This is a genomic window from Sulfobacillus harzensis, assembly GCF_012933365.1.
GTDB lineage: Bacteria > Bacillota > Sulfobacillia > Sulfobacillales > Sulfobacillaceae > Sulfobacillus_B > Sulfobacillus_B harzensis.
In genome coordinates, this window is the sequence record NZ_JABBVZ010000025.1 from 1 (window position 1) to 23714 (window position 23714).

Annotated in this window: 21 protein-coding genes; 6 read left to right on the forward strand and 15 right to left on the reverse strand. The window is 58.2% G+C overall.

What is annotated here, in order from left to right; translation table 11 throughout:
* Positions 1-398 precede the first annotated feature (398 nt).
* From HIJ39_RS09175 to HIJ39_RS09200, 6 genes are all read right to left on the reverse strand, one after another.
* Positions 399-575, reverse strand: a complete 177-nt coding sequence (locus HIJ39_RS09175; RefSeq protein WP_169098924.1) for a hypothetical protein — start codon at positions 573-575, stop codon at positions 399-401.
* 400 nt (positions 576-975) lie between these two features.
* Entirely contained in the window at positions 976-1293 is a 318-nt protein-coding gene (locus HIJ39_RS09180) for a Druantia anti-phage system protein DruA (protein WP_169098926.1), read from the reverse strand.
* Positions 1294-1520: 227 nt separating this feature from the next.
* Positions 1521-3095: a S53 family peptidase gene (locus HIJ39_RS09185; protein WP_169098928.1), complete on the reverse strand. Its 1575-nt coding sequence runs from the start codon at positions 3093-3095 to the stop codon at positions 1521-1523.
* Positions 3096-3149: 54 nt separating this feature from the next.
* Positions 3150-3611: a hypothetical protein gene (locus HIJ39_RS09190; RefSeq protein ID WP_338055132.1), complete on the reverse strand. Its 462-nt coding sequence runs from the start codon at positions 3609-3611 to the stop codon at positions 3150-3152.
* 69 nt (positions 3612-3680) lie between these two features.
* Positions 3681-3998, reverse strand: a complete 318-nt coding sequence (locus tag HIJ39_RS09195; RefSeq protein ID WP_169098932.1) for a hypothetical protein — start codon at positions 3996-3998, stop codon at positions 3681-3683.
* Positions 3999-4062: 64 nt separating this feature from the next.
* Positions 4063-5466: a sugar transferase gene (locus tag HIJ39_RS09200; RefSeq protein ID WP_169098934.1), complete on the reverse strand. Its 1404-nt coding sequence runs from the start codon at positions 5464-5466 to the stop codon at positions 4063-4065.
* A gap of 312 nt (positions 5467-5778) precedes the next feature.
* Between HIJ39_RS09200 and HIJ39_RS09205 the strand changes: the two genes are divergently transcribed.
* Positions 5779-6225, forward strand: coding sequence for a hypothetical protein (locus HIJ39_RS09205; protein ID WP_169098936.1), 447 nt, complete (start codon positions 5779-5781; stop codon positions 6223-6225).
* On the opposite strand, the gene HIJ39_RS24085 is transcribed toward HIJ39_RS09205, so the two are convergent.
* The 8 genes from HIJ39_RS24085 to HIJ39_RS09245 are packed head-to-tail and all read right to left on the reverse strand — an operon-like array spanning position 6222 to position 14872.
* Positions 6222-7193 (reverse strand): glycosyltransferase, encoded by a 972-nt coding sequence (locus HIJ39_RS24085; RefSeq protein WP_169098938.1) that lies wholly within the window; start codon positions 7191-7193, stop codon positions 6222-6224. The two genes, HIJ39_RS09205 and HIJ39_RS24085, sit on opposite strands and share 4 nt — an antisense overlap.
* A complete protein-coding gene (locus HIJ39_RS09215; RefSeq protein WP_169098940.1) occupies positions 7190-8119 on the reverse strand; it encodes an NAD-dependent epimerase/dehydratase family protein in 930 nt (309 codons plus the stop codon). Before HIJ39_RS09215 ends, HIJ39_RS24085 begins: the two co-directional genes overlap by 4 nt.
* The gene (locus tag HIJ39_RS09220; protein ID WP_169098942.1) at positions 8119-9231 is read right to left on the reverse strand and encodes a glycosyltransferase family 4 protein; all 1113 of its coding nucleotides are present in this window, start codon (positions 9229-9231) and stop codon (positions 8119-8121) included. Before HIJ39_RS09220 ends, HIJ39_RS09215 begins: the two co-directional genes overlap by 1 nt.
* A gap of 33 nt (positions 9232-9264) precedes the next feature.
* Positions 9265-10371 carry a glycosyltransferase gene (locus HIJ39_RS09225; RefSeq protein WP_169098944.1) on the reverse strand — a complete coding sequence of 369 codons (1107 nt, stop codon included), beginning with the start codon at positions 10369-10371 and terminating at the stop codon, positions 9265-9267.
* The gene (locus tag HIJ39_RS24885; protein ID WP_169098946.1) at positions 10372-11838 is read right to left on the reverse strand and encodes an O-antigen ligase family protein; all 1467 of its coding nucleotides are present in this window, start codon (positions 11836-11838) and stop codon (positions 10372-10374) included.
* A gap of 4 nt (positions 11839-11842) precedes the next feature.
* Positions 11843-12916 carry a glycosyltransferase gene (locus HIJ39_RS09235; protein WP_169098948.1) on the reverse strand — a complete coding sequence of 358 codons (1074 nt, stop codon included), beginning with the start codon at positions 12914-12916 and terminating at the stop codon, positions 11843-11845.
* Positions 12917-12924: 8 nt separating this feature from the next.
* The gene (locus HIJ39_RS09240) at positions 12925-13806 is read right to left on the reverse strand and encodes a glycosyltransferase family 2 protein (RefSeq protein ID WP_169098950.1); all 882 of its coding nucleotides are present in this window, start codon (positions 13804-13806) and stop codon (positions 12925-12927) included.
* Positions 13799-14872: a glycosyltransferase gene (locus HIJ39_RS09245; protein ID WP_169098952.1), complete on the reverse strand. Its 1074-nt coding sequence runs from the start codon at positions 14870-14872 to the stop codon at positions 13799-13801. The genes HIJ39_RS09240 and HIJ39_RS09245 overlap by 8 nt, the downstream gene beginning before the upstream one ends.
* Before the next feature lie 161 nt (positions 14873-15033).
* On the opposite strand from HIJ39_RS09245, the gene HIJ39_RS09250 reads away from it, so the two are divergent.
* From HIJ39_RS09250 to HIJ39_RS09270, 5 genes are all read left to right on the forward strand, one after another.
* Complete coding sequence (locus HIJ39_RS09250; RefSeq protein ID WP_169098954.1) at positions 15034-18192, forward strand: glycosyl hydrolase family 18 protein; 3159 nt, start codon at positions 15034-15036, stop codon at positions 18190-18192.
* A 10-nt stretch (positions 18193-18202) separates the two neighbouring features.
* The gene (locus HIJ39_RS09255; protein ID WP_169098956.1) at positions 18203-18850 is read left to right on the forward strand and encodes a hypothetical protein; all 648 of its coding nucleotides are present in this window, start codon (positions 18203-18205) and stop codon (positions 18848-18850) included.
* A gap of 97 nt (positions 18851-18947) precedes the next feature.
* Positions 18948-19973 carry a glycosyltransferase gene (locus HIJ39_RS09260; RefSeq protein WP_169098958.1) on the forward strand — a complete coding sequence of 342 codons (1026 nt, stop codon included), beginning with the start codon at positions 18948-18950 and terminating at the stop codon, positions 19971-19973.
* A 3-nt stretch (positions 19974-19976) separates the two neighbouring features.
* Positions 19977-21551, forward strand: coding sequence for a murein biosynthesis integral membrane protein MurJ (gene murJ / locus HIJ39_RS09265; protein WP_169098960.1), 1575 nt, complete (start codon positions 19977-19979; stop codon positions 21549-21551).
* Positions 21552-21559: 8 nt separating this feature from the next.
* On the forward strand, positions 21560-22498 hold the full coding sequence (locus HIJ39_RS09270; RefSeq protein WP_169098962.1) for a DMT family transporter: 939 nt from the start codon (positions 21560-21562) through the stop codon (positions 22496-22498).
* On the opposite strand, the gene HIJ39_RS09275 is transcribed toward HIJ39_RS09270, so the two are convergent.
* Positions 22488-23660 carry an alcohol dehydrogenase catalytic domain-containing protein gene (locus HIJ39_RS09275; RefSeq protein WP_169098964.1) on the reverse strand — a complete coding sequence of 391 codons (1173 nt, stop codon included), beginning with the start codon at positions 23658-23660 and terminating at the stop codon, positions 22488-22490. The two genes, HIJ39_RS09270 and HIJ39_RS09275, sit on opposite strands and share 11 nt — an antisense overlap.
* Positions 23661-23714 lie beyond the last annotated feature (54 nt).

Consider the following 23714-nt stretch of genomic DNA (forward strand, 5'->3'; position numbering starts at 1 on the left):
TAGCAGATTTTGGGATTTTCCGCCAGTATTACTGCCAAAATAGCGCCATCATCCCATTGTTACCGACTATGACGCAGCCCTGCGCTAAATCCGACGCAAAAAGGAGTTCCTCCCAGCATTCGCGAAGTCTTGGTTACCACACCAAACTGCACATGGGAGGAACTTGCGTCATGAGATCACTGCGACAGCCATCCTTATTTTCCGTCGAAGAGGGATTAAAGACAGGGATTCGGTCAAAGTCGGGTTGACCGAAATGATCGGAGCAGACAACTAAAGATTTACGACCGAAATGGGGCATTGGGCCATCCGGGAAAGGCGCTCGGAAAGCATAGGGACCGGACCTCGTTCCTCCTGCCCTGTTTGAGCACGGTATGATGACGGTCCGGCGCCAGGCTGTCTTAGGCGCCAATCACCCGAAGGGCCTGATTTCGGTCAGCATGATATTGACGCGTCGCCTGGGCCAAATTGGGATGGCCGTGGAGTCGGAGTAAGCTCACCGCCCGATTGCGCAGGGTCGCCATCACCCGCGGACCGTGACCGGTCCGGATTTGGGATCGTTCTTCGGCGAACACCACATCGCGAACCCCATGGACTTGATTTGCGAATGCCGAATGCCTCGTTTCTTAGGCGGATCCGTGGCCTGCGCTAACGCACCAGGAGGCCATCCGACCCTTCGAAGGGAACCCTATTGATATCGATGCGCGGCGCGGCCGTCCCCACCAGTTGGGGAAACTCGAAATCGGCCGCCAACCAATACCGGGCTGGTCGCCGCAAGGGTCGCACCCAGACCGTTTTGGGCTGCTTAAGCTCGTCCCATTGCCGGCCAAATCCGCGCGTCCGCCCAAGGAGTTCCCACCCGGCGGTCCGGTAGCACCGTCGACGAAGGTCTCGGCCAATACCACGGAGTGGCCGAAGCGCGCCTGCCAATCGGCGGCGAGACGTCGCGTATTGAGCGCCAGAACCCGGGATGCCAAATTAGGCAGGCCCCGGCCGGGTAAGCCGATGCCGCGGGCCGTCCGACCAGCCAATCCAGGCATCACGGGCCTTGACCTGCAACGCCGCCCTCGCCCACCCCAGTTGGGCGACCCACTCGCCATCGATCGTCGCCAGGCAGCACAACACTTGACCGACCATGTTCGGCCGGCGTAAGCAATGATGGCGCGCCATGAGGTCCATCCACCGCGGCATTTCGTCTTTCGTCACTAAACGGACCTGCGCCCTCCGGACGCGCTCTTTCATGCTATCCGCGGGCGCGTGCGCGCCCGTGTTGAAGTCTCGCATTGGCGTGGTCATACCCTTGGTCTCGCAGACTTTGGGGTTTTCCGCCAGTATTACTGGCAAAATAGCGCCATTATCCCATTGTTACCGACCATGACGCAGTCCTGAAGCGCTGTCGCATGTCTTGTACCGAGCCAATGCGCCGCAGACGGCAGCCGACGAAAGTCCTCAACTGACGCTCTAATACTTGTGAGCCACGCCTGGATCCCCCCTTAGACGAGGGCTCCTGACCTTGACCCTCTTTAGCTTAACTCCCCGGTTAAGCGTATGGCCTCCGGACTTCCCCATCCGGTCACCGCATCCCACCCCGGTCCGCACTGATATCCTTCCACCATGTTGTAGCTGTTGTTGCCCGAGGTAATGTCATGAAATGCCGACGTTCCGCCTAAATTATAGAGGTCGGGATTGGCAAAACCCAAGGGGCCTTTCCTATTTAGCGTGCGGGCTTGATTGATGCAAGCCGCCAGCGCCGCCCATAGAGGGCATGCCGCGGAGGTGCCCCCGATGACGGTGGGGGAGCCTTGAAACACCACGGCATATCCCGTATCCGGATCGGCATTGGCCGCCACATCGGGCACGCCTCGCCCTGGCTTGTCTCCTGCCTTCACTGGCAAGCTAAGACCTGATTGATATGACGGGACTGCAAACACCTGGCTGATGCCGCCGCCCGATGCCCCGTTGTTGTTGGTGTCGGTCCAGCCGGTCTCGGATTGGATCGAGCCATTGGCGTTCAGCACCAAGTGAGTGCCGCCAACCGCAACCGCGTGGGGACAATTGGCCGGCGCGTCAACGTGGGGAATGGGCCAGCCCATACCGTGAAGCCCGTAGGCTCCCTGGTCTCCCGAGGCCACAAAGGTGGTAATGCCCAAGAGCGCCCCTTCCTGCATGGCGGCATCCCATGCCTTCATCTCGGAGGTGGGGAAACGGCTCTCGCCATCACCATAACTAATCGACAGCACCGAAGGCTTATGTGTCGTATCGTGAATGGCGTAATCCAAGGCCTTTAACACCGAAGCACCAAAGGCCTGATCGCTGGTCCCGCTCGACGCCTCGTATACCACCAGCCGGGCTCCGGGCGCCATGGCACCCGCCCACTCCACATCTAATGTGGCCTCCATGTCGTAGCTGTTGACTCCGCCATCGTTAGGCGTTCCATCGACCGACACGAACTCTAGATGCGGCGCCGGAATGTTCATCGATTGCCAAAAGCTCTGGACGTCACTGGTACTGTAGCCATTGGAGAACTCAAGCAGCCCAATCGTTTGCCCAGTGCCATCATATGGACGCGGAAAGCTGTATGCGGTTTTGAGATCTTGCGGAAAGAAGCCTTGCCCACCGTTGGCTAATTGAGCAGAATCGGTAGGCGTACGAAAACGCGGTTCCAACTGTGCCACATTTTCAAGCCCCACAATACCCGCAATCCACGGTATGGCCCAACTTGGCACATCGGGTTCTCGAGACGGTCGATACAGCCGCCGATTCCCATCCTGTCGGTATTCGAATCCCATATCGAAGGTGCGCTCCGCCGCCTCGAAGGTCCCTTCCAGCCATAGAATGAATGGACTCTCAGCGGTCATGGTCAACCCATTGGAGGTTAGCCATTGACGAAGTTTTTCCCGCACGTCGCCGGGGATGCCGTGTTGTTGGCTCAGCTCTTCGCGGGACCAGGCACGCCCTCGGTCACGCATGGCGCGATGAGCCGCCTCAAAGTCAACGGGCGACAGGGCCACACCAATTTCAATGTGATTATGTCCAATGAGAGACGTACTCCAGCCTCCGGGTCGAGAATTGGGCACTAAGTGACCTGACAGTCGCAAAACTCCTCACCACCCTTTCGTGATAGTCCATTCTATGCAAACGCTGGAAAAGGGCTATTCTTGCGGGATGCCCCAAGGCGTCAGGCGGTGGGGCGTTTGCACCTGACAATCCGGGCACAACACCTTGAGATCGATTTGCCCACGCGAGTCCGGCGGAAGTGCATTTGACAGCCCTTCCGAAACCTCCCCGGGCGGCACCTCTTGTCCACATTGACCGCAAATGCGGAGAGCCTTGAACCAGGGAATGGAGGCTGGAGGCAGCAAGTCCCCCATGTCCTGACGATGCGCAAAGACAGGATCGGAAAACGTCCCGGAAGCCAGCGCCCGCTCCAGCGCCGCTCGCCCCACCTTCTCCATCAGGGAGATTTCGCTGTCAAAGGGGTGGGCACGGGTCACGAGTAGCCACAGCGAACGGGGCACAATCACCGAAATCATGTCGGTCCCATCCCCGTGGGGCGATGAAAAGATGGCCCATGGGCCTTCGGGCGCGTCCCCGATCAGATGCAACAAATCCACGTTAGGCAAGAAGAACCCCTCCTCAGGTTTCTCCTCCAGTGTAACAAGAACCAGGATATGGGAAAACCGTTAGAGGTGCATCAGAAGAAATAGGCGAGCGAATGGCGCCTTCAACCACCACAGCCACCAATTGCCATGGGGCTCAGAAGCGCGGGCTAACGCTAATTGATGCTTTAGGCCGTGGACTTCTGCGGTCAGCTGGGTAATTTCCCGACCGTTGGCCGCTAAAATCGCGTAATCGCGGGTGGTGGCCCAGACAAACCCCACTACCAACCCAATGATAAGAGCCAAGAGCCCCAAAGCCACGACCCACCCGAGACGGAGATACCAGGGACGATCAGGTGCCGGTGCCACATGCCGGCGTCGGGGTTCTTCGGGAGTTGCCATAAGAATCCCTCCTCGCGGCAACAAACGTCGTCAGCCGTGGACAATCTTCGGAGGAAGGGCGTAATTAATGGGCGCCGCGCTGCTGAAACACGGCCGGAATCGTCTTGGCCATAATTTTAAGATCCAAGAAGAGCGACCAGCTGTCAATATACTCCATGTCAAGCCGCATCCAATCTTGGAAGTCGATATCGTTGCGTCCAGATATCTGCCAGAGACAGGTGATGCCGGGTCTTACCGAAAGTCGTTTACGATAGTCGGGGCCGTAGAGCTCCACCTCGCTGGGCAAGGCAGGACGGGGTCCCACCATACTCATGTGGCCGACCAACACATTGAACAACTGCGGGAGCTCGTCAATGCTGGTTTTCCTCAAAAACTTGCCAATCCGTGTGACACGCGGATCGTCGGGAATCTTAAAAACGGGACCAGACATGACATTTAGATGGGCCAACTGCCTTTTCAGCTCTTCGGCGTTGGGCACCATGGTACGGAACTTCAAACAAGGAAACTCGCGGCCATTCAGACCCACGCGGCGCTGCACAAAGAAAATCGAGCCCTTAGGGTCATCAATCTTCATGGCAAGCATTACCGCCAGCATCACCGGCGAGGTGAGAATGATGGCCACCAGGGACACGATAATGTCCAGCGTACGCTTGACCAAGGAGCGCGAAGTTTGATGCGCCCGCGAAGAGTCCACCACCAACACCGAGTTGCCGTAAAAGTCGTAGAGGCGCGAACGGTGCGCCAAGGCTCCCATCTCATCCAACACCAACCGCACCTCTTTGCCCTGCTGGCGCGCCATTTGAATGGCTGGCATGAACAAATCCTCCTGAGCCGGCATTGCGATGACCACCGTGTCCACAACGGTGGAGGCAAACAACTGGTGAAGCCGCTCTACAGCCGCCCGAGCCTTATCCGACTCGCCTAGTTCAACCGGGAGCTCATCCACCACCTGCATGCCCGCCTCTGGCACATTAGCCACGGTTTCCGAAAAAATCTTCACCCGTCGGGGATAGCCAACGACGACCAACCGACGCTGATCCCGGCCGCTTAAGCGGAAATGTCCCAAAGACAGCTTAATGACCGAATGGACCACCGTTTGCGCAAGAAACGCCGCCACCGGAAAAAGAAGAAAGATGGCGCGCGAAAACCACGTCGCCTTAAAAACAAAGATAACCAAGGCCATGGCGATGGCGGTCTCGATGCAAGAGACAGCCAACATTCCCATCTCCGCCGGCAGTTGGTTCCATCGTCTCGAATAGCCCCGAAAGTTCAGCTTCAAGGCAAACCACGACACGCCCAGCACCAAGACCGAGAAGGAGAAATACCAGGAAACCAGGCGCACCGTAGCCACAGCCGGATTGAACCAGGACAAGTATGCGTGAACCACAAAAAGATACGCCACGTATGCCGCGGCGGTGTCCACGAATACAGCCAGTTCATCCCAACGATTGGTACGTCCGCGAAACATGAGGGTCCCCTCCTCCATTGCCATTATAAACGTTCGAAGCCATTTCGTAATGAACGGATATTTCCTTCAACGGTTTCACTATCCAAAGAAATTTTTCGCGAATCCCCACCCTTTTTCGGGGGTGCTCTTTGACTATAAGTCAACGTCGTCCTCAAATGCACAATTTATCACCGAATCACCCTGGGGGTTATTTCCCTCGGTTATCACCCCGGCTTGGCTGCCCATAGGATAGAAGGCGGGCGAAGTGGATTTGACAACCTTCGTATATCCGGGTGATGATGAACGCATAACTATAGCGAGGAAGGGGATCGCATGCCAGGGCAGTCGGCGCGATATCTCGGAGCTGCGGTCATACTAGGAATAATGGCCTTAGTGAATTCCGTCTGGTTTCGCCATAACCCCGCGTCGACGGGCATCGCCGTGACCTTGTATGTGCTGATCATGGTGGTCGCCTTCTTTTCCGGTCGTGCGGCGCACCGAGCGCATTGGCGACCCGGTTGGTTCGGGGCTGCCGTCGGCGCTCTATTTGGGGTGCTGGCCGGTCTGGGATCGTTTTTGATTCGCGCCACTAGCGAGGATGTCGATGCGCCCGCACGCGGCATTGCTCGATTGCGTCTGGTGGCTCTGGCCAACTCCCCCGTAGCCCATGTCGTGGTGCTCATCACCGCCGTGCTAACCTTCAGCATCATCAGCTTAATTGTGGCTTCGTTGGCCGCCGCCACCGCCAAAGACCCCGATCCGCACCGCGAGTCCGCCTAAAAGGAAAAGGCTTCCCGCCAGGGGTTGACCTCTCTTCGGGAACTCGGCGTCGCGGCCGTAAAAAAGCGGGAGTCCAGCGCCTCAATGACCTCCATGACCGTGAGCCTTGAGAGCAGGCGGGCCCCAGGCCAATCACCCAGTTGTTCTTCCATGACCGGCAAATTTCCGGCCACAACCGGCGTTCCGAGACGCTGAGCCCACATTGCGTCCCACCCCAAACTATCCTGAAACTGGGGAGCCAACAGAACATCGGCCGCTCGCAGCGCCAATTCCCATGCATCCGACGGATGCCAGGTGGTTTGAACATCCATCGCTTGGGCGTAGGCTTGAAAGCGGGCCCGGTCGGGACCGTCGCCCATGAGCCAGAGGCGCCACCCTGGCGTCTGGCGGCTTAACTCCGCCAGGGCATTGATGGCTAAATCCACCCCTTTAACTGCAGTCATGGGCCCCAACACGGCGACCGTGAGGCCCTCACTCTGGGGAGCAGGCTCTGACGTCGTGGCGGCGGGGAGACTGGGCGCATCCACCAGCTGAATCCGGGAGGGCAGCACCAGCCCCTCTTGGACGAGCTGCCGCAGACGCCAACGGCTTGTCGCGACCACACGCTGAAAGCGTTGGTAGGTGGTACTAGGCATGAGATTTCCTCCGCGGGTGAACAGGATCAAGGGACGGTTCTCTCTAAGAGACCGTATCCCGTCCAACACCGGTGGCTCCTCATCAACCGCAACCCACTCGGCATCGCTAATCCGATCGGCGAGGCGGCGGCTCCAGGTCCATCGGGGCCGCCCCTGAAAAAGGGGATTATCCACCTGAAGGGATGAGGGCCATGCCATGGGGACGCCGTCTTCGGCAAAGAGAGGCACAATCTCAAGTGTCCGGTTGTCCCCATTTAGCTCCCAGGCAGCACCGAGGGCGGCTAGCGTCCCCTCATTCCAGGAATTGTCGCGAACAATCCATATCGCACTCACAAAACTCCGGCATCCTCGCGAAAGTACTGATAGGTCATGGCCAGTCCGACGTTCAGATCCACGTGGGCTTGAAATCCCCAGGCGCGAGCCCGGGCGGTGTCCAAAAGGCTATGGCGAATGTCTCCTGGCCGTTCGGGGCCATGCGCAATATCCCGGTCATCAAGACCGGCTATCGAGGCCAAACGAAGCCACACCTCATTTATGGATACGGCCTCGCCGGTGGCGATGTTCCGCACCCCGCCCGATGCCGGGTCTCCCAACCGATGGCAAAAAGCCCGGGCGACATCTTGAACGGCAATGAAGTCGCGCGTTTGCTCGCCATCCCCGAAAATTTGCGGCTTGGCGCCCTGAGCCAAGGCTTCGGCAAACACGGCGACCACTCCGCCCTCGCCCTGAGTGCGTTGGCGCGGTCCGTACACATTGGCCAGGCGCAGCACCGTGCCAATCAGGCTGGAGTGCAAGGCCTCATAGGCGATATAGGTTTCACCAATCCACTTGTCCAAGCCGTAGTAGGACAGGGTTTGACCCGCCCGCTCTTCCGCCAGCGGCAAATGCGGATCGTCGCCGTACACGGCTGCCGAGGAGGCGAAGCGGAACTCCCGGGCTTTTAATCGTTTCGCCGCCTGCAGCATGGCCACCGTTCCCAACACGTTCTGCCGCACATCATTTTCCGGGTGCGCCTCCGATTCCGGCACACTAATTTGGGCGGCTAAGTGAATGACGGCATCCACGGGTCCGACCTCGTCCACCCAAACGCCCCAATCCAACACGTCCCCTTGTATAAACCGGGCAGCGGGGTTCACAAAGCGGCGCTGGCCGTGTGACAAGTTGTCGACCACGACCACCTCGGTATCGGATTGCCGCAATAACGTGTCCACCACATGTGAGCCAATAAATCCAGCCCCACCGGTCACCAAAACCCGCACTATAACGCTCGTCCTTTCGTAGCCTGTTGATACACGCTCAAATAATGTTGGGAAATGGCCTCCCAACGAAAAACCTCCGCGTAGTGCTGGCCGTTTTCCGCCCGCTGGTGCAGGGCCACCGGGCTGTCCAACGCCTCCTGGATGGCCACACGCCAGGCTTCAACATCATCGGGCGGAACCAGCACCCCATAGTCTCCCACCACCTCGCGGACGGCTGGCGTGTCACCAGCGATTACCGGCACCCCCACAGCCAAGGCCTGTGCTGGCGGCATCCCGAACCCTTCGTAGCGGGAGGGATAGACAAACAAATCGGCACTATGATACAAGGCCACCAATTCGCTACGGTTCACAAAAGGCGTCACCACAGCGCGCCCTTCGATCCCCTCTTCCGCTAGTTGGCGCCGAATGGCTAGATTGTCCTTGGCGCCCACCAACACCAGTTCGCCTTCCTTAACACGCTCAAACACTTGGGCTAGCGCCCGAATGAGCGTGGGGACATTCTTCCGTTCATCATACCCACCGACATATAAGATCCGCGGCCGCCGCCGAAGCCCAAAACGCCGCGCCACGCTCCCCGCCCGCTCAACATCTAAATCCCCATAAAAATCGGCATGCACACCGTTGGGAATCACGACTGTCCGGTCGGCCAAGTCGGGGAAAACATCCCTCAAATCAGCCATGGTGGCCTCGGAAATGGCCACCAGACGATCCGCGTAGCGGAGTCCCCGTTCAACGTGCGCAAAATATCGGCGCTCTTTCAAATTATGCCGGTAGCTGGCCAACCGATACGGGATCAGGTCATGGACCGTCACCACCGTGGGTATCGCCAGTTGGACCTCCGGGTGGGCCATAAAGGGAATATGCAATACATCGAAATCCCCGGGAACCCGCCGCACACCGTAATATTCCCACCACCACTTAGCTAGTGGCGATGGCTTGGGACGGATCTCCAGACCGAGTCGGGGCTTGTCGGGCAACAGGGCCTGGCCGGACCGCCCGACACCCGACACTTGGACACCAGCCCGAGCCAGTCCATAAACCAATCCCTCAATATATTCCTCGGTTCCCGTGCGGAATCCGGCGGTGTTGGAGATGTCGAGCGCGACTTTCATGACGGGCCTCGCTTCCCTGTCCCAGTTCTCGCCTTATTCTAACCCAAAACCCGAAACCGCGCCGAGCGGGCCTAGAGCTGCGCGGTAAAAGCGTTCACGAAAAATCTCGGGTCGAAAATTTTCCGCGTGGGCGCGGATCGCCTGGGCATCCCAAGACATCTGATCGGCCGCCTGTATGGCGCTCACCAAGGCGTCTACCGTCTGCTCCGAGAACAGCCAACCGGTCTCCCCATGCACTACAGTGTCCAAGACGCCACCCCGTCCATAGGCAATTACCGGGCGGCCAGCCGCCTGCATTTCCACCGGGGTGATGCCGAAATCCTCCTCGCCCGGGAACAAAAGCGCCTTGGCCTGACCCATCATGTCGGCCAATTCATGGTCTTCGACACGTCCGGCAAAACGAACGGTAGGACCCGCTAGCTTCTCCAAGGCTCGGCGCTCGGGCCCGTCGCCTGCCACCACCAGCGGCAGTTTCAGGCAATTGCAAGCCTCCACGGCCAAATCGAATCGCTTGTAGCTGACCAGCCGTGAGAGCACCAGATAATAGCGCCCGGCATCATTCGAGGGGTGGAAGCGGTCCACATCGACCGGCGGAAAGATGACCTCGGAATCGCGCCGGTAATGTTTTTGAATGCGCCGTTGCACGGCCGTGGAGTTGGCCACCAGCTGATCCACCCGGTCAGCGCTCAAGCGGTCCCATAAGCGCATGTAATGAAACACCGGCCCCATCAACTTTTTAGAGATGCCGCGGGCTTCCCGCTGGTGATATTCGTGATACAAATCCCAGGCATAGCGCATGGGTGTATGCACATATGACACATGGCGAGTCTCAGCCCGGGTGACCACGCCTTTGGCCACCGCCGCCGAGGAGGAGATGACAAGATCATAGCCGGACAGGTCAAATTGCTCCATGCCATACATCAGAAAAGGCAAGTAGCGATTATACCAGCGCTCGGCCCGAGGAAAGGATTGCACGAAGGTCGGGATGATGGTACGGCTTTGCAAAAAGGGCGAGAGGCGGGCGCGGTTGACCACACCGGTATAGATGGGCGCCTCGGGAAAAAGGCGCGCCATCTCCTCCAGCACGCGCTCGGCGCCCCCCATTGTGACCAACCAATCGTGAACCAGCGCGACCCGCATTTACTGGCTCTCGCCTGACCTGCGGCGCGCATTAAGTGCCCATACGGCGGCCAACGCCAGCAATAGGGGCACAATGACACCGTGGTCGATCATAAAGTCGACCCAGTCGTGGACCACAAAGGACACAATGGTGCCGAAGGCTCCGATGCCCAACGCCAATTCAAACGGCGACAGCTTACGCACCTTGGTCACCACACCGGAAACGGCATTTTTCAACCAGGACCATTCCAGCCACAGGGCCGCGACAATGCCGAGCACACCAAGATCCGCACCCCACTCCAAATAGAGGTTGTGGGCCATAGGCGGAGCAGAAACCAAGCCCGGAACCGGATGCAACACCACATAGCGGTGGAATCCGCCAAGCCCAACGCCCAACACCGGATGCGACTTAATGGCATTCAAGGCGGCTTTCCAAATCAACAGCCGCTGGTTGGTATCAAAGTGGTGCTTAGGGTGGAACAACGCGGTCACCGTGCTGCGAGCCCGCTCGCCCGTGCTCTGATAACTAATAATGGCCGCATGATGCGACAAGTTGGTCTTACCCAACAAGTCCACAACCACGAACAGCAATATCGGCACAATGACGGCGGGAAACACGAACTTGCGGTTAATCATGGTTTTGCCCCGGGCCACCCATGCCAAGACCCCCATGAAGAATACCGCAGCAACCGAGGCGACCCAAGCGCCCCGCGAAAAGGAGTCAATCACCCCGAGAGCGATCAACACTAAAGCAGCCCACGTCCACCCATTCTTGACCCATTTGGGGCCATACGCCAACAAGGCCGCAGCAATGGGGAAAACCATGGCTTCAAAGCCGCCAAAGGCGTTAGGCTGACCAAAAACAGCATCGGCTCGCACGTGATGGGTATCCACCACATTGGAAGCCGGACCCACCTGGAACAAAAACTGATACAGCCCGTAGATGGAGAGGAGGGCGGCAATCCCGAACAGAGCCACAATGACGGGCTTCCAGGCGCTTTCATCCAAGTCCGCTTGCCGCCCGACAGCCACCACCACAATAAAGAACTCCACATATTCTAAAATCTTTATGATGGTGGTGCTGTGCGACAATGTGGTCGCTAGCGACAGGACCGACAGAATAATCAACAGCGCCAAGGGGCGCCAAAATGGGCTCTTCGCGAAGCGATCCCAAAGCGACGCGCCCGAATCGCGGACCGTATCGACCACCAGCTTAATGGTCATGATAATCGCCATCATGTCCGACAAATTGACGTGATGATGATGCAGTGTCAGTCCCAATGGAAACGGCGACGCGATGACATACACTGCCAGAGCCGCCGGAAGGGACCGAACAGCCAACCAAATGTAGCCAATCAAAATGATAAGAGCCCCAATAGGACCGGAGAAAAATGCTAATACGGTGCCGAGAGCCATCATCACCGCCGGTCCGATTAAGGCGCGCATATCAATGGGCGACGGCGCCCGTAGTTCCCTTGCCTGTTGCACCGTATTATCCTCCTTGAGAAACGTGATCGTAGACCGCCCGGGTCAACCGGGCAGCCCTTTGCCATGTCAACTGATGCGCCCATGATTGAGCCTTTTCTGTTTTGGCCTGAACCTCCGCACCACCGTCTAAAACCTGCAGCATAGCGTCAGCAATCGATTCCGGGTCCCGAGGTTCGACAGCCCAAACAGCGTCCTGGCCCACTTCCGCCAAGGCGCCCTGACGCGAGGTCACCACCGGAATTCCATCCCACATCGCCTCTATCACCGGCAAGCCAAATCCTTCGTAGAAGCTCGGGTATACCAACGCTACAGCATCACGGTACAACGCGGCCAAGGTATCCTCTGAAACATATTGAAGAAACTTGACGTTCTCTGCAACCCCAAGTTTTTCCGGCAATTCCAACGTCTCGGTGTACATCCAGCCCAGCCTCCCCGCGATGAGCAAATCCGGCATGTCCTCCCGGCGCTGCAACAACAAATGGTACGCCCGTATCAACCCTGCAAAATTTTTCCGCGGTTCCACTGTTCCAACCGCCAAAAAATACGGGCGGGGATGAACCCGATGATCGGGCGGCGTGCCGCGTTGCTTGACACCGTGCCAAATAACCGTGATGCGATCCGGGTCAACCTGCAAAATGTTGACCAGGTCCTGCTTAGTGGCTTGGCTGGGTACAATGATATGCTCGGCACGCTGCACGGACCTTTTCATCAACATCCGCTTGCCTTGAGCCTTGGATCGCGGAAACACCTCCGGCATGACGAAAGCGGCCAAGTCATGAACCGTCATAACGATCCGTGGCAGCTGACGAACCAGGGGAATCTGATAGTCGGGAAAGTGTGCCACATCATAGTGCGAACGAAGCAACAACCCCGGCAGCACCCCCTGCTCAAACCAGAGCCGCTGTCGGCTGGTGCGAAGGCCGCGGGCTCGATGGGGTTTCACTCCGGGCACCTCCACATCCGGGCGAAGCCACATCTCCACCTGGTCTTGGGGAAAGAGTTCCGCATAGGCGGCCATTAACTCGCGCACATATTGTCCAATGCCGGATGCGGTCTGATCGAGAATAAGCCCATCCACAACGATGTTTACGATAACCGCCTCCTTTCCCCTCGAGTCATGGTCAATGCCGCCCGGAATGCAGCGTGGCGGTCCTTCAGTCCGCCGGCTTTAATCCCCGCCTTAAGGACACGTGAACCGTACAGGCGGGCCAACCATGCGGACCGCTGGACAAACCCCAGGTTCTTTCGCGCAAACCGCACGTCATTTAAAATGACGTCCTCGGCCACTGGAATAGTACGGTCCCGCGTTCCCCCTTGCGGCGACGACAAGTGGTAGAGCCAGGCCTCCGCTGAAAACCATAACTGGTATCCCGCCCGCTTCACGCGAAAGGCGACGTCGGTATCTTCCCGATAGGCGGACCGCGTGTAAGCCTCGTCAAATCCCCCAATATCGCTCAGCACGGAGCGTACAAACGACATATTGCAGCCGCGCACGCTTTCTGCGGCCCCGCTTCTCTCCGTGCCAAATCCCGGTTCACGGGTGCCGAAGTATCCCAGCCAACCGACGCGTTTGTCCACCGTAAGCGGCGGCCGATCAGGCTCCAGCACGCGTCCGGCGGCCGCGCCCACCCCCGGCCTGGAGAGCGCGTCAACATGATGCTGAATAAACTTCGCATCGGGAATGCGGACATCGTCGTCCACATAAATGATGTAGGACCCCGTCGCGCGTTGAAGACCGATGTTGCGCGCCCTCGTCAACCCCGGTTTATCCGTCCGAATCCACTGGCCTCGGCCACTCGCCCCAAACTCGGTCAAAAAGGCGGCAACATCCGGGAGATGGTCGGGCGTTTGGTCGATGACCAACACCTCGAAATCCGGATAGTCCTGCTGAACAAGATCCTTAATGGTGTCAACCAGCATCTCTTCCCGATTATAGGTCGCCACCACGACCGTCACGCGCTCAGCCATTTCGCCATACCGTCTCAATCCGTTCCGCCACCGTGGGCCAACGATACTTCTGGGCTTCTTGATAGGCGTTCTGGCTCATATGCCAGGTGCGATCCGGCTCGCGAACAAAGCGGAGCATCATCTCAGCCAACTCGTTAGGGTTGTCGTGTATCACTAAATCTCCGGTTTCCCCAGGACGGATAAATTCCGGCATGGCCATGCGGTTGGAACCGATGACGGGAACTCCATAGGCCATTGCTTCTAAGAAAGCGATGCCATACGCCTCCCATAAGGAGGGCAAGACGAACGCCGTGGCGGTGGCGAGCTCCCGAGTGACCACCGACGATGGCTGTGGACCTAGCCACGACACCCCAAGGACGTCCGTGGACCGCGCCTCGGGACCGATGATTATCAACTGGGCGTTCGGCATCTCTTGGACAACACGGCGCCAAGCCTCCAGGACCAAGGGCCCGCCCTTTCGGTCAAAATCGCGTCCCACAAAGAGAAACCGACCCCGTTCGACATTGGATGGCTCATAGGGGTTGGATGCAGGCCATGAACTAATATTAGCCCCAGCCCCCACCCAATGAACCCGCTCTTCCGGGATCCCATGCGCAATCATGCGCTCCCGAATCCACTGACTCATTGTAAAGATGCCGGCGGCTCGCTCAAAAACCTCCGTCTGATGATCGGCCAACAAGTGTAGGAGCTTTGATGGAAAGTGGTCATACATAAAGGTTGGCAGTCCTGCATCACGAAATTCCATCACCGTACGGTAGTCCAAATCACGATAAAAGTAATGTGGCGCTTCGCTTAAAATGACCCCATCGCCAAAGACGAAGGCCGGCACCTGGCGGAGATTATCCGGCATGCGAACAGCGCGATAGGTATCGGGATGGAGTGAGGAGTACGCACGAAAGCGTCCCCCTTTAAATTCGAGGGTCCTCAAAATGGGAACAATCTTCCGAATGCGCGGGACTTCCAAACTTAGCGGGATAAGTTCATAGCCTCGATTGGTCAATGCTTGGCCAAGATGTTCAACCGTTCGGTTGAGGTGCCGCCCGTACACCCATACGAGTCGGTTCACCGTATCCCCCCTTTTAGTCCCCTCAATTTTACCAGACCACAATTTGCCGCAAAAACAGATGGTTTCCAAAGCAGGAAAACCGACACAACCCGGCAAATATCCTTTCGTTATGACAAACACCCTCAGGACTGTTTTGCCCACTTTTAGGAGGTTCTCGATTCATGCGTGTCCCCACATTTAACCATAAACGATCCGCCATCGCCCTTGTTGCTTCGTCACTGTTGCTTGCTCTTATGCCTTCCGTGGCGGCTGCGCAATCGGGGCCCGCAATCTCCGGCTACAGCGTCAATGCCTCAGACACCGTGCTGACAATAAGTGGAACCAATTTCGGGTCCCAAATTTCTGGCGACACCGTCACCGTAGACGGAAGTCTCGTCGGCGTCACCAATTGGACTGACACGAGCATTCAGGTCTCATTGCCTTCCAATGCCGGCCCGGGAACCATTACCGTGACCGCCGGCGGACTTTCCTCCAGCGTCCCCTTCTCTGGGGTGGAACGCGGTTTCTATACCCTTTCTGCGAATGGAACGGTCACCGCTCATGACAATATGAAAACCTACGGAGATCTCAACACCCTGGGAGTGGCCGGGCAGTCGCCCGCCATCCAGTTGGTCACAACCCAGGATGGCAAAGGTTATTGGATTCTCACCCAAAATGGCAATGTCTACGCTTTTGGCGATGCCACCAACTTTGGATCCCTAGGCCAGTCCATCACCGCCGTCGGCATGGCGGTGCTGCCCTCGGGTCAAGGCGCCTATGTCCTCGCCGACAATGGGACCGTCTATACATTGGGACAAGCTGTCAACTATGGAAACGCCCCACCAGGGACCCAGGCGGTAGCCATTGCGACCACCTCGGATGGCAACGGCTACTGGATTCTCGGCCAGGATGGCGCAACCTATAGCTTTGGAGACGCCCCAAGCCTTGGAACGGCGGCGCGCCCGGTGGCCTCCGCCCCGCCCAGTCTCACCAACAATACGCTAGTTCGCGTCGGCACGACAGACCCCGTCTTCCTCTACAAAGATGGCGCCCTCTATCACATTCCCAGTGTGCAAATCTTTTCCGGTCTGGGATACGCATGGAAGGACGTCCAGTCTTTTCCTAGCCTCAAAGGCTACACTGTCGGACTACCCATGGTGGTGCCCTTCCCTGATGGCACGCTCATCCAAGCTGAGGGTCAAAATCCCGTCTATCTAGTGGAAAACGGTGTCTTGCACTGGATTACCAATTCCAGCACATTCCTTGGCATGGGCTATAATTGGAGTGAAATCACCAAAGTCCCCAGCATCCAGACAAACTGGCCTACCGGATCGCCCATTTCCAGCCCCTTTACCTATCTGCCGGATGGGACCCTGTTCCGTATCGGCAACACCAATCCCGTATACGTCATCAACAACGGCCAAATTCAACACATTGCCTCGGTCAGCGTTTTTGATGCCATGGGCTATAGCTGGTCGGAGGTCAAGTCGCTGAGCACGATGCCCAGCCTCCCTCAGGGCCCCGCCCTGACCAGCCCGACAGCGGTCATGGCCAACGGCACGTTGTGGCGGGTAGGCAACACCAACCCCGTGTATGTGTATGAGGACGGCGAGCTTCGCCACATCCCGTCGCTCAGCATGTTCAATGATCTTGGGTTCCAGATGAGTCAGGTGCGATCCGTGTCCTCCATTGCCAACATTCCCACGGGTCCTGATTTGGGCAGCACCAGCGTGCCGCCAGCCGTCACCGTCAATGCGGTCTCCTTCGCCCCCACGCCCGACAACCAGGGACTTTGGGTGTTGTTTCAAAATGGAACCGTCGCCACGCTGGGCGACGCCACCAATTTCGGCCAACCGTCAATCTCCGCTATGACGGGTAAGACAGCTGTCGGTCTCACGGTAACACCGGACGGCGGCGGCTACACCATTCTCGCAAGTGACGGGGCGACGTTCTCCTATGGCGACGCGAAATCCGCGGGATCGAATCCAGGAACGGTCAGTCTAGCCATGGATACGGCGCCCAGCACCACGTTCCTGTCGATGGCCTATGGGAGCTTCATGCCCCACTATGACGGCTCCTACAGCACCATGGTCAACAATGCCGACGCCCTCTCCGTCATTAACCCCACCTGGCTCTATGACCAGCAAAACCCGGTGACCAATCAGTGGGGCCTGACCACCCCTCCCAGCGGCTTTGAAACGGTGGTCAACGAGGCCCACAGTTTGGGCATTCAGGTTTGGCCGCAAATCGGGTCAATCTCCACGGCGCCGTTTGCCACGTCGCAGCAGGACCAGACCACCGTGAATCAAATTGTGTCCGCGGCCGTGAACGACAACTTTGACGGGGTGTCCATCGACTTCGAGCCGCAAAAATTCAACGGCATGTCTCTCAGCCAGGCGGAGCAAGCGTTTGACACGTTTATCTCCATGCTGGGGCCCGCCCTGCATCAAGCGGGCAAGAAACTCATGGTGAACGTGTATGCGTCGGCGTATCCCAACACCCTGTTCAATTACGATGTCTTGGCGCAATACGCCGATTACATCAATATCATGGACTACCCCGATCACAACTACTCCACCGGCGCGGGCTCGACATCGCCGCTTTGGTGGGCGAAGCAAGTGATTCAAAACGCGATTCAAGGCGGTCTGAGCCCCTCACAAATTATTATGGGACTCGCGCCTTATGGACATTTCTGGCAGTACAACAACACCTCAGGAATTGTCGGGGAAGGCGACGTGTACGACACTCAGGCAGCGAGCCTCTTGTCTTCCAATCCCAACATCGTGCCCGTCTGGGATCCGGTGTCAGGTGCGGAGGTGTTCATGACGAACGAATATCTCAACAGCAATGGCACATGGACAGCGCAGTCGAGCGCCATGGCTCAAGCGCCGGTTCCCCCCACGGGAGGATATACGACCCAATACGAAACGAAGTCCTTGAACCCGGTGAAAAATCTCCAGGGGTTACTTAACTATATCCTGTTGCGTTATGCTGTTGAGCACAATCAGTCGACGCCCAACTTCCTAACTCAGGATGGCGCCTATGGACCCTTGACTTCGGCGGCGGTGGCCTTGTTCCAACAGGACTTCAACGTCACCGGCGATCCATCAGGAGTCTACGGAACCAATACCGAGGCCGCGTTGAAGCAAGTGATTCAGGACTGGAACATCGGCCAATATCAGTATTGGGTGGACACCACGCAGTCGGAGCAGGAACGAATCCAACAGGTGGCGCTGGCCGATGGGGTGGCTGGAGTTGATCCGTGGCGCGTTCCCTTTGAAACGCCCGACTACTGGACGATGTTGAGCCAAACCGTCAGCATTACCCACTTGGGGGAATAGGAGGACTCTGATGACAAAACAACTCGTATTATGGGGCAGCATGGCGCTCATATTGGCGGGCGCGACAGCTGGTTGCGGCCATCAGGCCAATATCAGTTCCGGCCCTCACCATCCCAAACATCACCAGACCCAACCCACCCCATCACCTACGGCCAATACGACGTCCAGCACCGCACCGCCCACGTCGTCGTCAACTCCGGTATCGGTAAGCCAAAGCTCGTCCACGCCGGCACCCTCCGTATCGATTGGCACCGGCGGCGGAGTCGGCGGCACCAATGGGCTTAGAGCCACCGTCCTATCGGTCACCGCTGAGGGCCAGGTCAACGTCAATGGCTCCACGGACAACCTCTATCTGATTCGGTTGAGTCTCAAGAACATGACCACCTCGGTTATCCCGTTTGCGTTAAATGACGTGTCAGTCGTGCCATCGGGATCTCAGAACGGGGCATCGCGGAACGACTATAGCCTGAAGGGCGTCACCCAGCAAAACTCGCTCTTCCCCTATCCCATCGTTCCTCAGCATGCATCAGCCGTAGATGTCATGGTACAGTCGAACCAAACGGCCACCGGTGTGTTCACGGTCGAGGTGCCGCCGGCCTCTCGTTATGCGATCCGTGTGAGCGGGAGCGCGTCGCCTATCGCCACGTTTACCGAATAGCCGCCTCAACTCCAAAGAGCCCCGCTCGCCGGGGCTCTTTTGCCGTGAGGATTGAGCCTCGCGTCTGAGTAGAGTATGATTCCCGAGAGGTGACCGTGTGAGACTGACGGTGGTCATGGCAACCTACAACGGGGCGCGCTATCTGCCCGAGCAGTTGGACAGCTTAGTCCGCCAAACTCGTCTGCCCGACCAAGTGGTGGTGTCGGATGATCATTCCACCGATGCAACCTGGGAGGTTCTAGAAGCGTTTGCCCATCGGGCGCCATTCGCGGTGCGCCTAGTGAGAAACACCGGGGACAAGGGGTATGTCCACAACTTCTTGAACGGACTCAAAGAGGCGGACGGAGATATTATCTTCTTGAGCGACCAGGACGACGTGTGGTTAAAGGACAAGCTAAGCACCGTCCAAGCCGCCATGGAGGACGCGCACGCCTCGCTGGCGGTGCACGCGGCCCGGGTGGTCGATCAAGATTTAAATCCCCTGGGGCGGCTCTTGCCGCGCATTCCCCGTTCAGCAACCGCTCCGGCCGGGGACCTCGGTGATGGACCGCTTAAGTCATTTCCCTTGGGATTTTGCCTCGCCTTTCGCCGCACGGCGGCGGTGTGGGCCCTGCCACGCCTTCAAGACTACCCAGAGACATTTCGGTTTTACTTTGGGCATGAAATCCCGCTGTATTGGGCTTCGAAGGCACTCGGGCCAACGGTCTATTTAGCGCAGCCGCTGGCGCTCTATCGACGCCACGGCATGAACGCCAGCCGAGGCATGGAGCCCCCGTCCGCAACCCAAGCCTTAATCCAAGGGGCGGATGACTATGCCCAATTCGCGCACCATCAACAAATCCGCGCCGATTTCGCCGCCTGGCTAAGACAGCAGAACGCGCCAAATCCTCATGAGCGCATTGATGCCTTCTTGGAGTCAATGGAGCGTATCAGCAAAGCACGCAGCGAAAGCATGGAATATCGTGCCGCCTTATATCGCGAGCCGAACCGATTGCGCCGACTGCAAGGGGTCTTGCGTCTGGCTTGGCAGGGCGGTTACGGGTCGCGATCTCGGGGGGCGCTGGGCTTGAAGAGCTTGGCTAAGGACGTTGCCAGCCTCATGAATTCGCCAAGGAGGCCGTAACCTTTGCCCGACAAGCGCACTCCTAGCATCGGCCGATCAGCGACGCTGGTTTTTGGCTTCAATCTCATCAGCAAACTTGGCGGGTTCATCCGTCAGTTTGCCATGGCGCTGATGTTTGGCACCGGCATGGACAACGACGCCTGGTTAATCGCCTCCGCCCTGCCCAATCTATTATTTGGGGCGATTGGCGGCGCCATCACCTCAACGGTTGTGCCGCTCTTGGCTGAGGCTCGGGCTCGTGTAGACGATGCTTGGCGGCAAGCCTTTATTCAGCAGGCTTTTTGGTCAGTCCTGGCCATCGGATTGGCCATTTCCGCCGTCGCCGAGCTGCTTGCCCCCATTTTGATCCATTTGCTGGCTCCGGGGTTTCACGGACGAAAACTTGTCATGGCTGTCTCTATGGCCCGGGTGGTTCTCCCCACCCTGATGCTGCAAACGACCGGCGGTGTGCTGAGCGGCATTTTGCAGGAATCAGACCAATATGCCGCACCGGCCAGCGTCCCCGCTCTGACCAATCTGATTCGCATCGTCGGTATCGTCTTGTTGTCACGACTTATGGCACTTTGGGGATCGCCTAAAATTTTGGGCGTGGCGGTGGGTTTTACGCTCGCCACCGTGTCGCAATTTGCCATTCTGTTGCCGGGCGTACGTCGCGCGGGTGTGCGTCTTCGCGTTCCCCGCCGCTTTGATCACCCGCTCTTAGGGAAAATGGGGCGCATGGCGCTGCCCTATATCTTGAACTTCTCCGCCAGCAGCATCGAGGTGGTGATCGACCGGGTGCTCTCCTCCTACCTGGTGGTTGGCAGCATTGCCGCCATCAACTACAGCTATACCTTAGTCCAGGTACCCTTGACCATGTTTTTAAATCCCCTCATCACCCCCCTCCTGACCCGTCTATCGCAGTTCCATGCCCGAGCCGAGCACGGAGCCTTCCGTCGGCTCAGCGAAGACGGACTGGGGGTGGTGTGGATGCTGCTCGCCCCGATTACCGTCTGGTTTGTGATGCTGCGGGTTCCGATTTTGAACATCATCTTTCAACATGGCGCCTTTAACGCCCGTTCCACTGCACTCACCTCCAAGACGTTGCTGGCGTTCGGGCTAGGTCTACCGGGATTCGGGATGGTCCTATATTTCCGCAATTTGTTCTTTGCCCAGCGCGATACACGGTACCCGGCCATTTTTGGACTCATTGCTGTAGCTTGCAATATCGCCGGGGACTTAACGCTGGTGCATCCCCTGCAAGCCGAGGGACTATCCTTGTCCACCAGTATTGCCAACTGGATTAATGCCATTCTGCTAGCCAGCCTGCTCTACCGCCGCGGGGTCCTGCAATGGGCTCGCGTGACCCGATTGGCCGCTCCCGTGGCTAGTGGCCTGGCCATCATGGCAGGGGCGCTATGGGGTCTTATGACGCTCCTGCCCTTCAATCCGCACCATCGATGGCTGACCGTCATGGACGCGGTTCTGTGGGTCGCTGTCTCGGGCATCCTCTATCTCGGCGTCCTCAAAGTCATGCGTTTCAGCAGCCTGGATTTGATCTTAAGCCGTTTGAAGCGGCGTGTTCCCGGGTTGGGTTAGGAGGACGCATGAGGGGGCAACATTCGACCGCAGAGAACTCTGCCGACCCCGCCGGCAAATCATACCAGCCCATAGCATGGCTGGTGTTGATGAATACGCTGTGGGCGGTGGGCTACCCCGTCACCGACATCGCTCTTAAGGCTGGCCTTGATCCAAGCCTCTTAGCAGCCCTACGCCTGGTGACCGCCTTTTTGCTGCTCGCCCCCGAGCTCCGTCGGGTTCGCCGTTGGTCGGGACGCCTACTGGGGTTTTCCGCGTTCTTGGGACTCATCGGATTTTCCATTCCCATCTGGCTTCAGATTATTGGCTTACATGGCACGGATCCCGCCATCGCCTCCATCTCCATATCGCTTGAACCTCTCGTCACCATTCTGGGCGCGGCTCTGGCAACCCGCCTAGGCGTGCCCTGGTGGCAACAAGCCGCGCTAACGCTCGCCGTTCTAGGAAGCTGGATACTTACCGGAGAACCACGCCCAGGCCACTTGAGCCATTTAGGCGGCGACGCGGCCCTGATTGCCTCGGTCGCATGCTTCGCCGTCTATAACGTGTACTCACAACATCTCTCGCGTTCGGTCGAGGCCGGCCCCGCCGCCGCTCTGACCTTTGGATTCGGCGCACTAGGGAGCGTCGTCATCTGGGCTTTAGTCGGCGCCCCGGTGCCAAATCACGTCTCCTGGCCCATGATTTGGTCCACCGCCTTCATGGCGCTATTGGCCACAGGACTCGCTTATTGGCTCTGGCTGCACGTCGTTTCCCGCCATTCGGTCACCGTCTCTGCCTTGTTTCTTTATGTGCAGCCGCTCCTCGGCACCCTGCTGTCCCTCATCTTGGGTCAATCGCCCTTAACCTTGTCGCTCATCTTGGGCGGTCTTCTCCTCCTGCTCGCCATGACTCTTGGCCAAGAAGCACGTCCTACCTGGCTTGCACTGTGGCGGTTCAAGGGTTAAACACTAATTTGATGATGTTATTAGCTCGCTCGCTAAAAAGCCGGTATCCGTCAGGGGCGGCACCAAGGGGCAAATGATGCGTGACGACGGTCCCCGGCCGTACCGCCCCGGCAATCACCAGGTCGCGGAGATGCCGGGTGTATTGGCGGTCATTGGTCCGTCCCATGCCGACGGTGACGCCCTTTTCAAACAGGAGCCCCCACGGAACACGAAGGCTTCCGTCGGCGCCCTCTCCGCCGGTCGGTTTGGCATCCTTTTTGACGTAGACTCCCATTACTCCCAGATGCCCGCCATCGTTGACCAGACGCGCCATGTCCCAAATGACTTGATTGGGCTTTTCCACGGCCGGATTATCCACATCCAACGCCTCAAACCCCACGGCATCAATGACCGCATCCACCCCATCCAATGCCATTTCTCCGGGGGGCAATCCGTGGCGGCGGCGATATGTGCGTATGGCGCCAACCGGATCGCCCTCACGAAAATCAATGGGAATCCCCCCTAATTCCCGTGCCTTGGCCAGCCGGGCGTCGACGCCGTCTACCACAAACACGGTTCCCGCACCGCGCATTTTTACGCTCATAAGGGTCAACAGTCCGATGGGCCCGGCGCCAAAGATGGCCACCGTTGGGGTCCCCCAAACTTGGGCTAGATCGGCCGCATGCCAACCGCCCACAAAGGCATCGGCCAGCATGAGAAAATCATCTTCTGCACTGTCCATGGGCTCTCCGGGCAAGGGGATGCAGTTCGCATCCGCATAGGGCACCCGAACCATCTCCGCATGCATGCCGGGATAGTGTCCCTTCCCCGCATAACCAAAAGCTGCGCCCACCTCGCCAGGTCTCATGGTGAGACATTGGGCGGTCAGCCCCTGAGCACATTTCACACACACGCCGCAATAAAGGTGGGCCGGCAACACCACGCGTTCACCCACCTTACGCAAGCGCACATTGTCCCCCACGGCCGTGATTACCCCCATGCCTTCATGGCCAAGGATGAGACCGGGCGTCGGCGGCAAATGTCCGCGATACATGTGAAGATCACTGCCGCAGAGCGCACTGGAGGTCAATCGCACAATTGCGTCGCGCGCATCTTGTATCACCGGATCGGGCACGCTTTTCACCCGGACATCGTACGGCGCGTGATAGACGACAGCTTTCAAATACATCCCTCCCCGGATACCAATGCCGTACGCGGAAGGATTTTATGCGGGTGT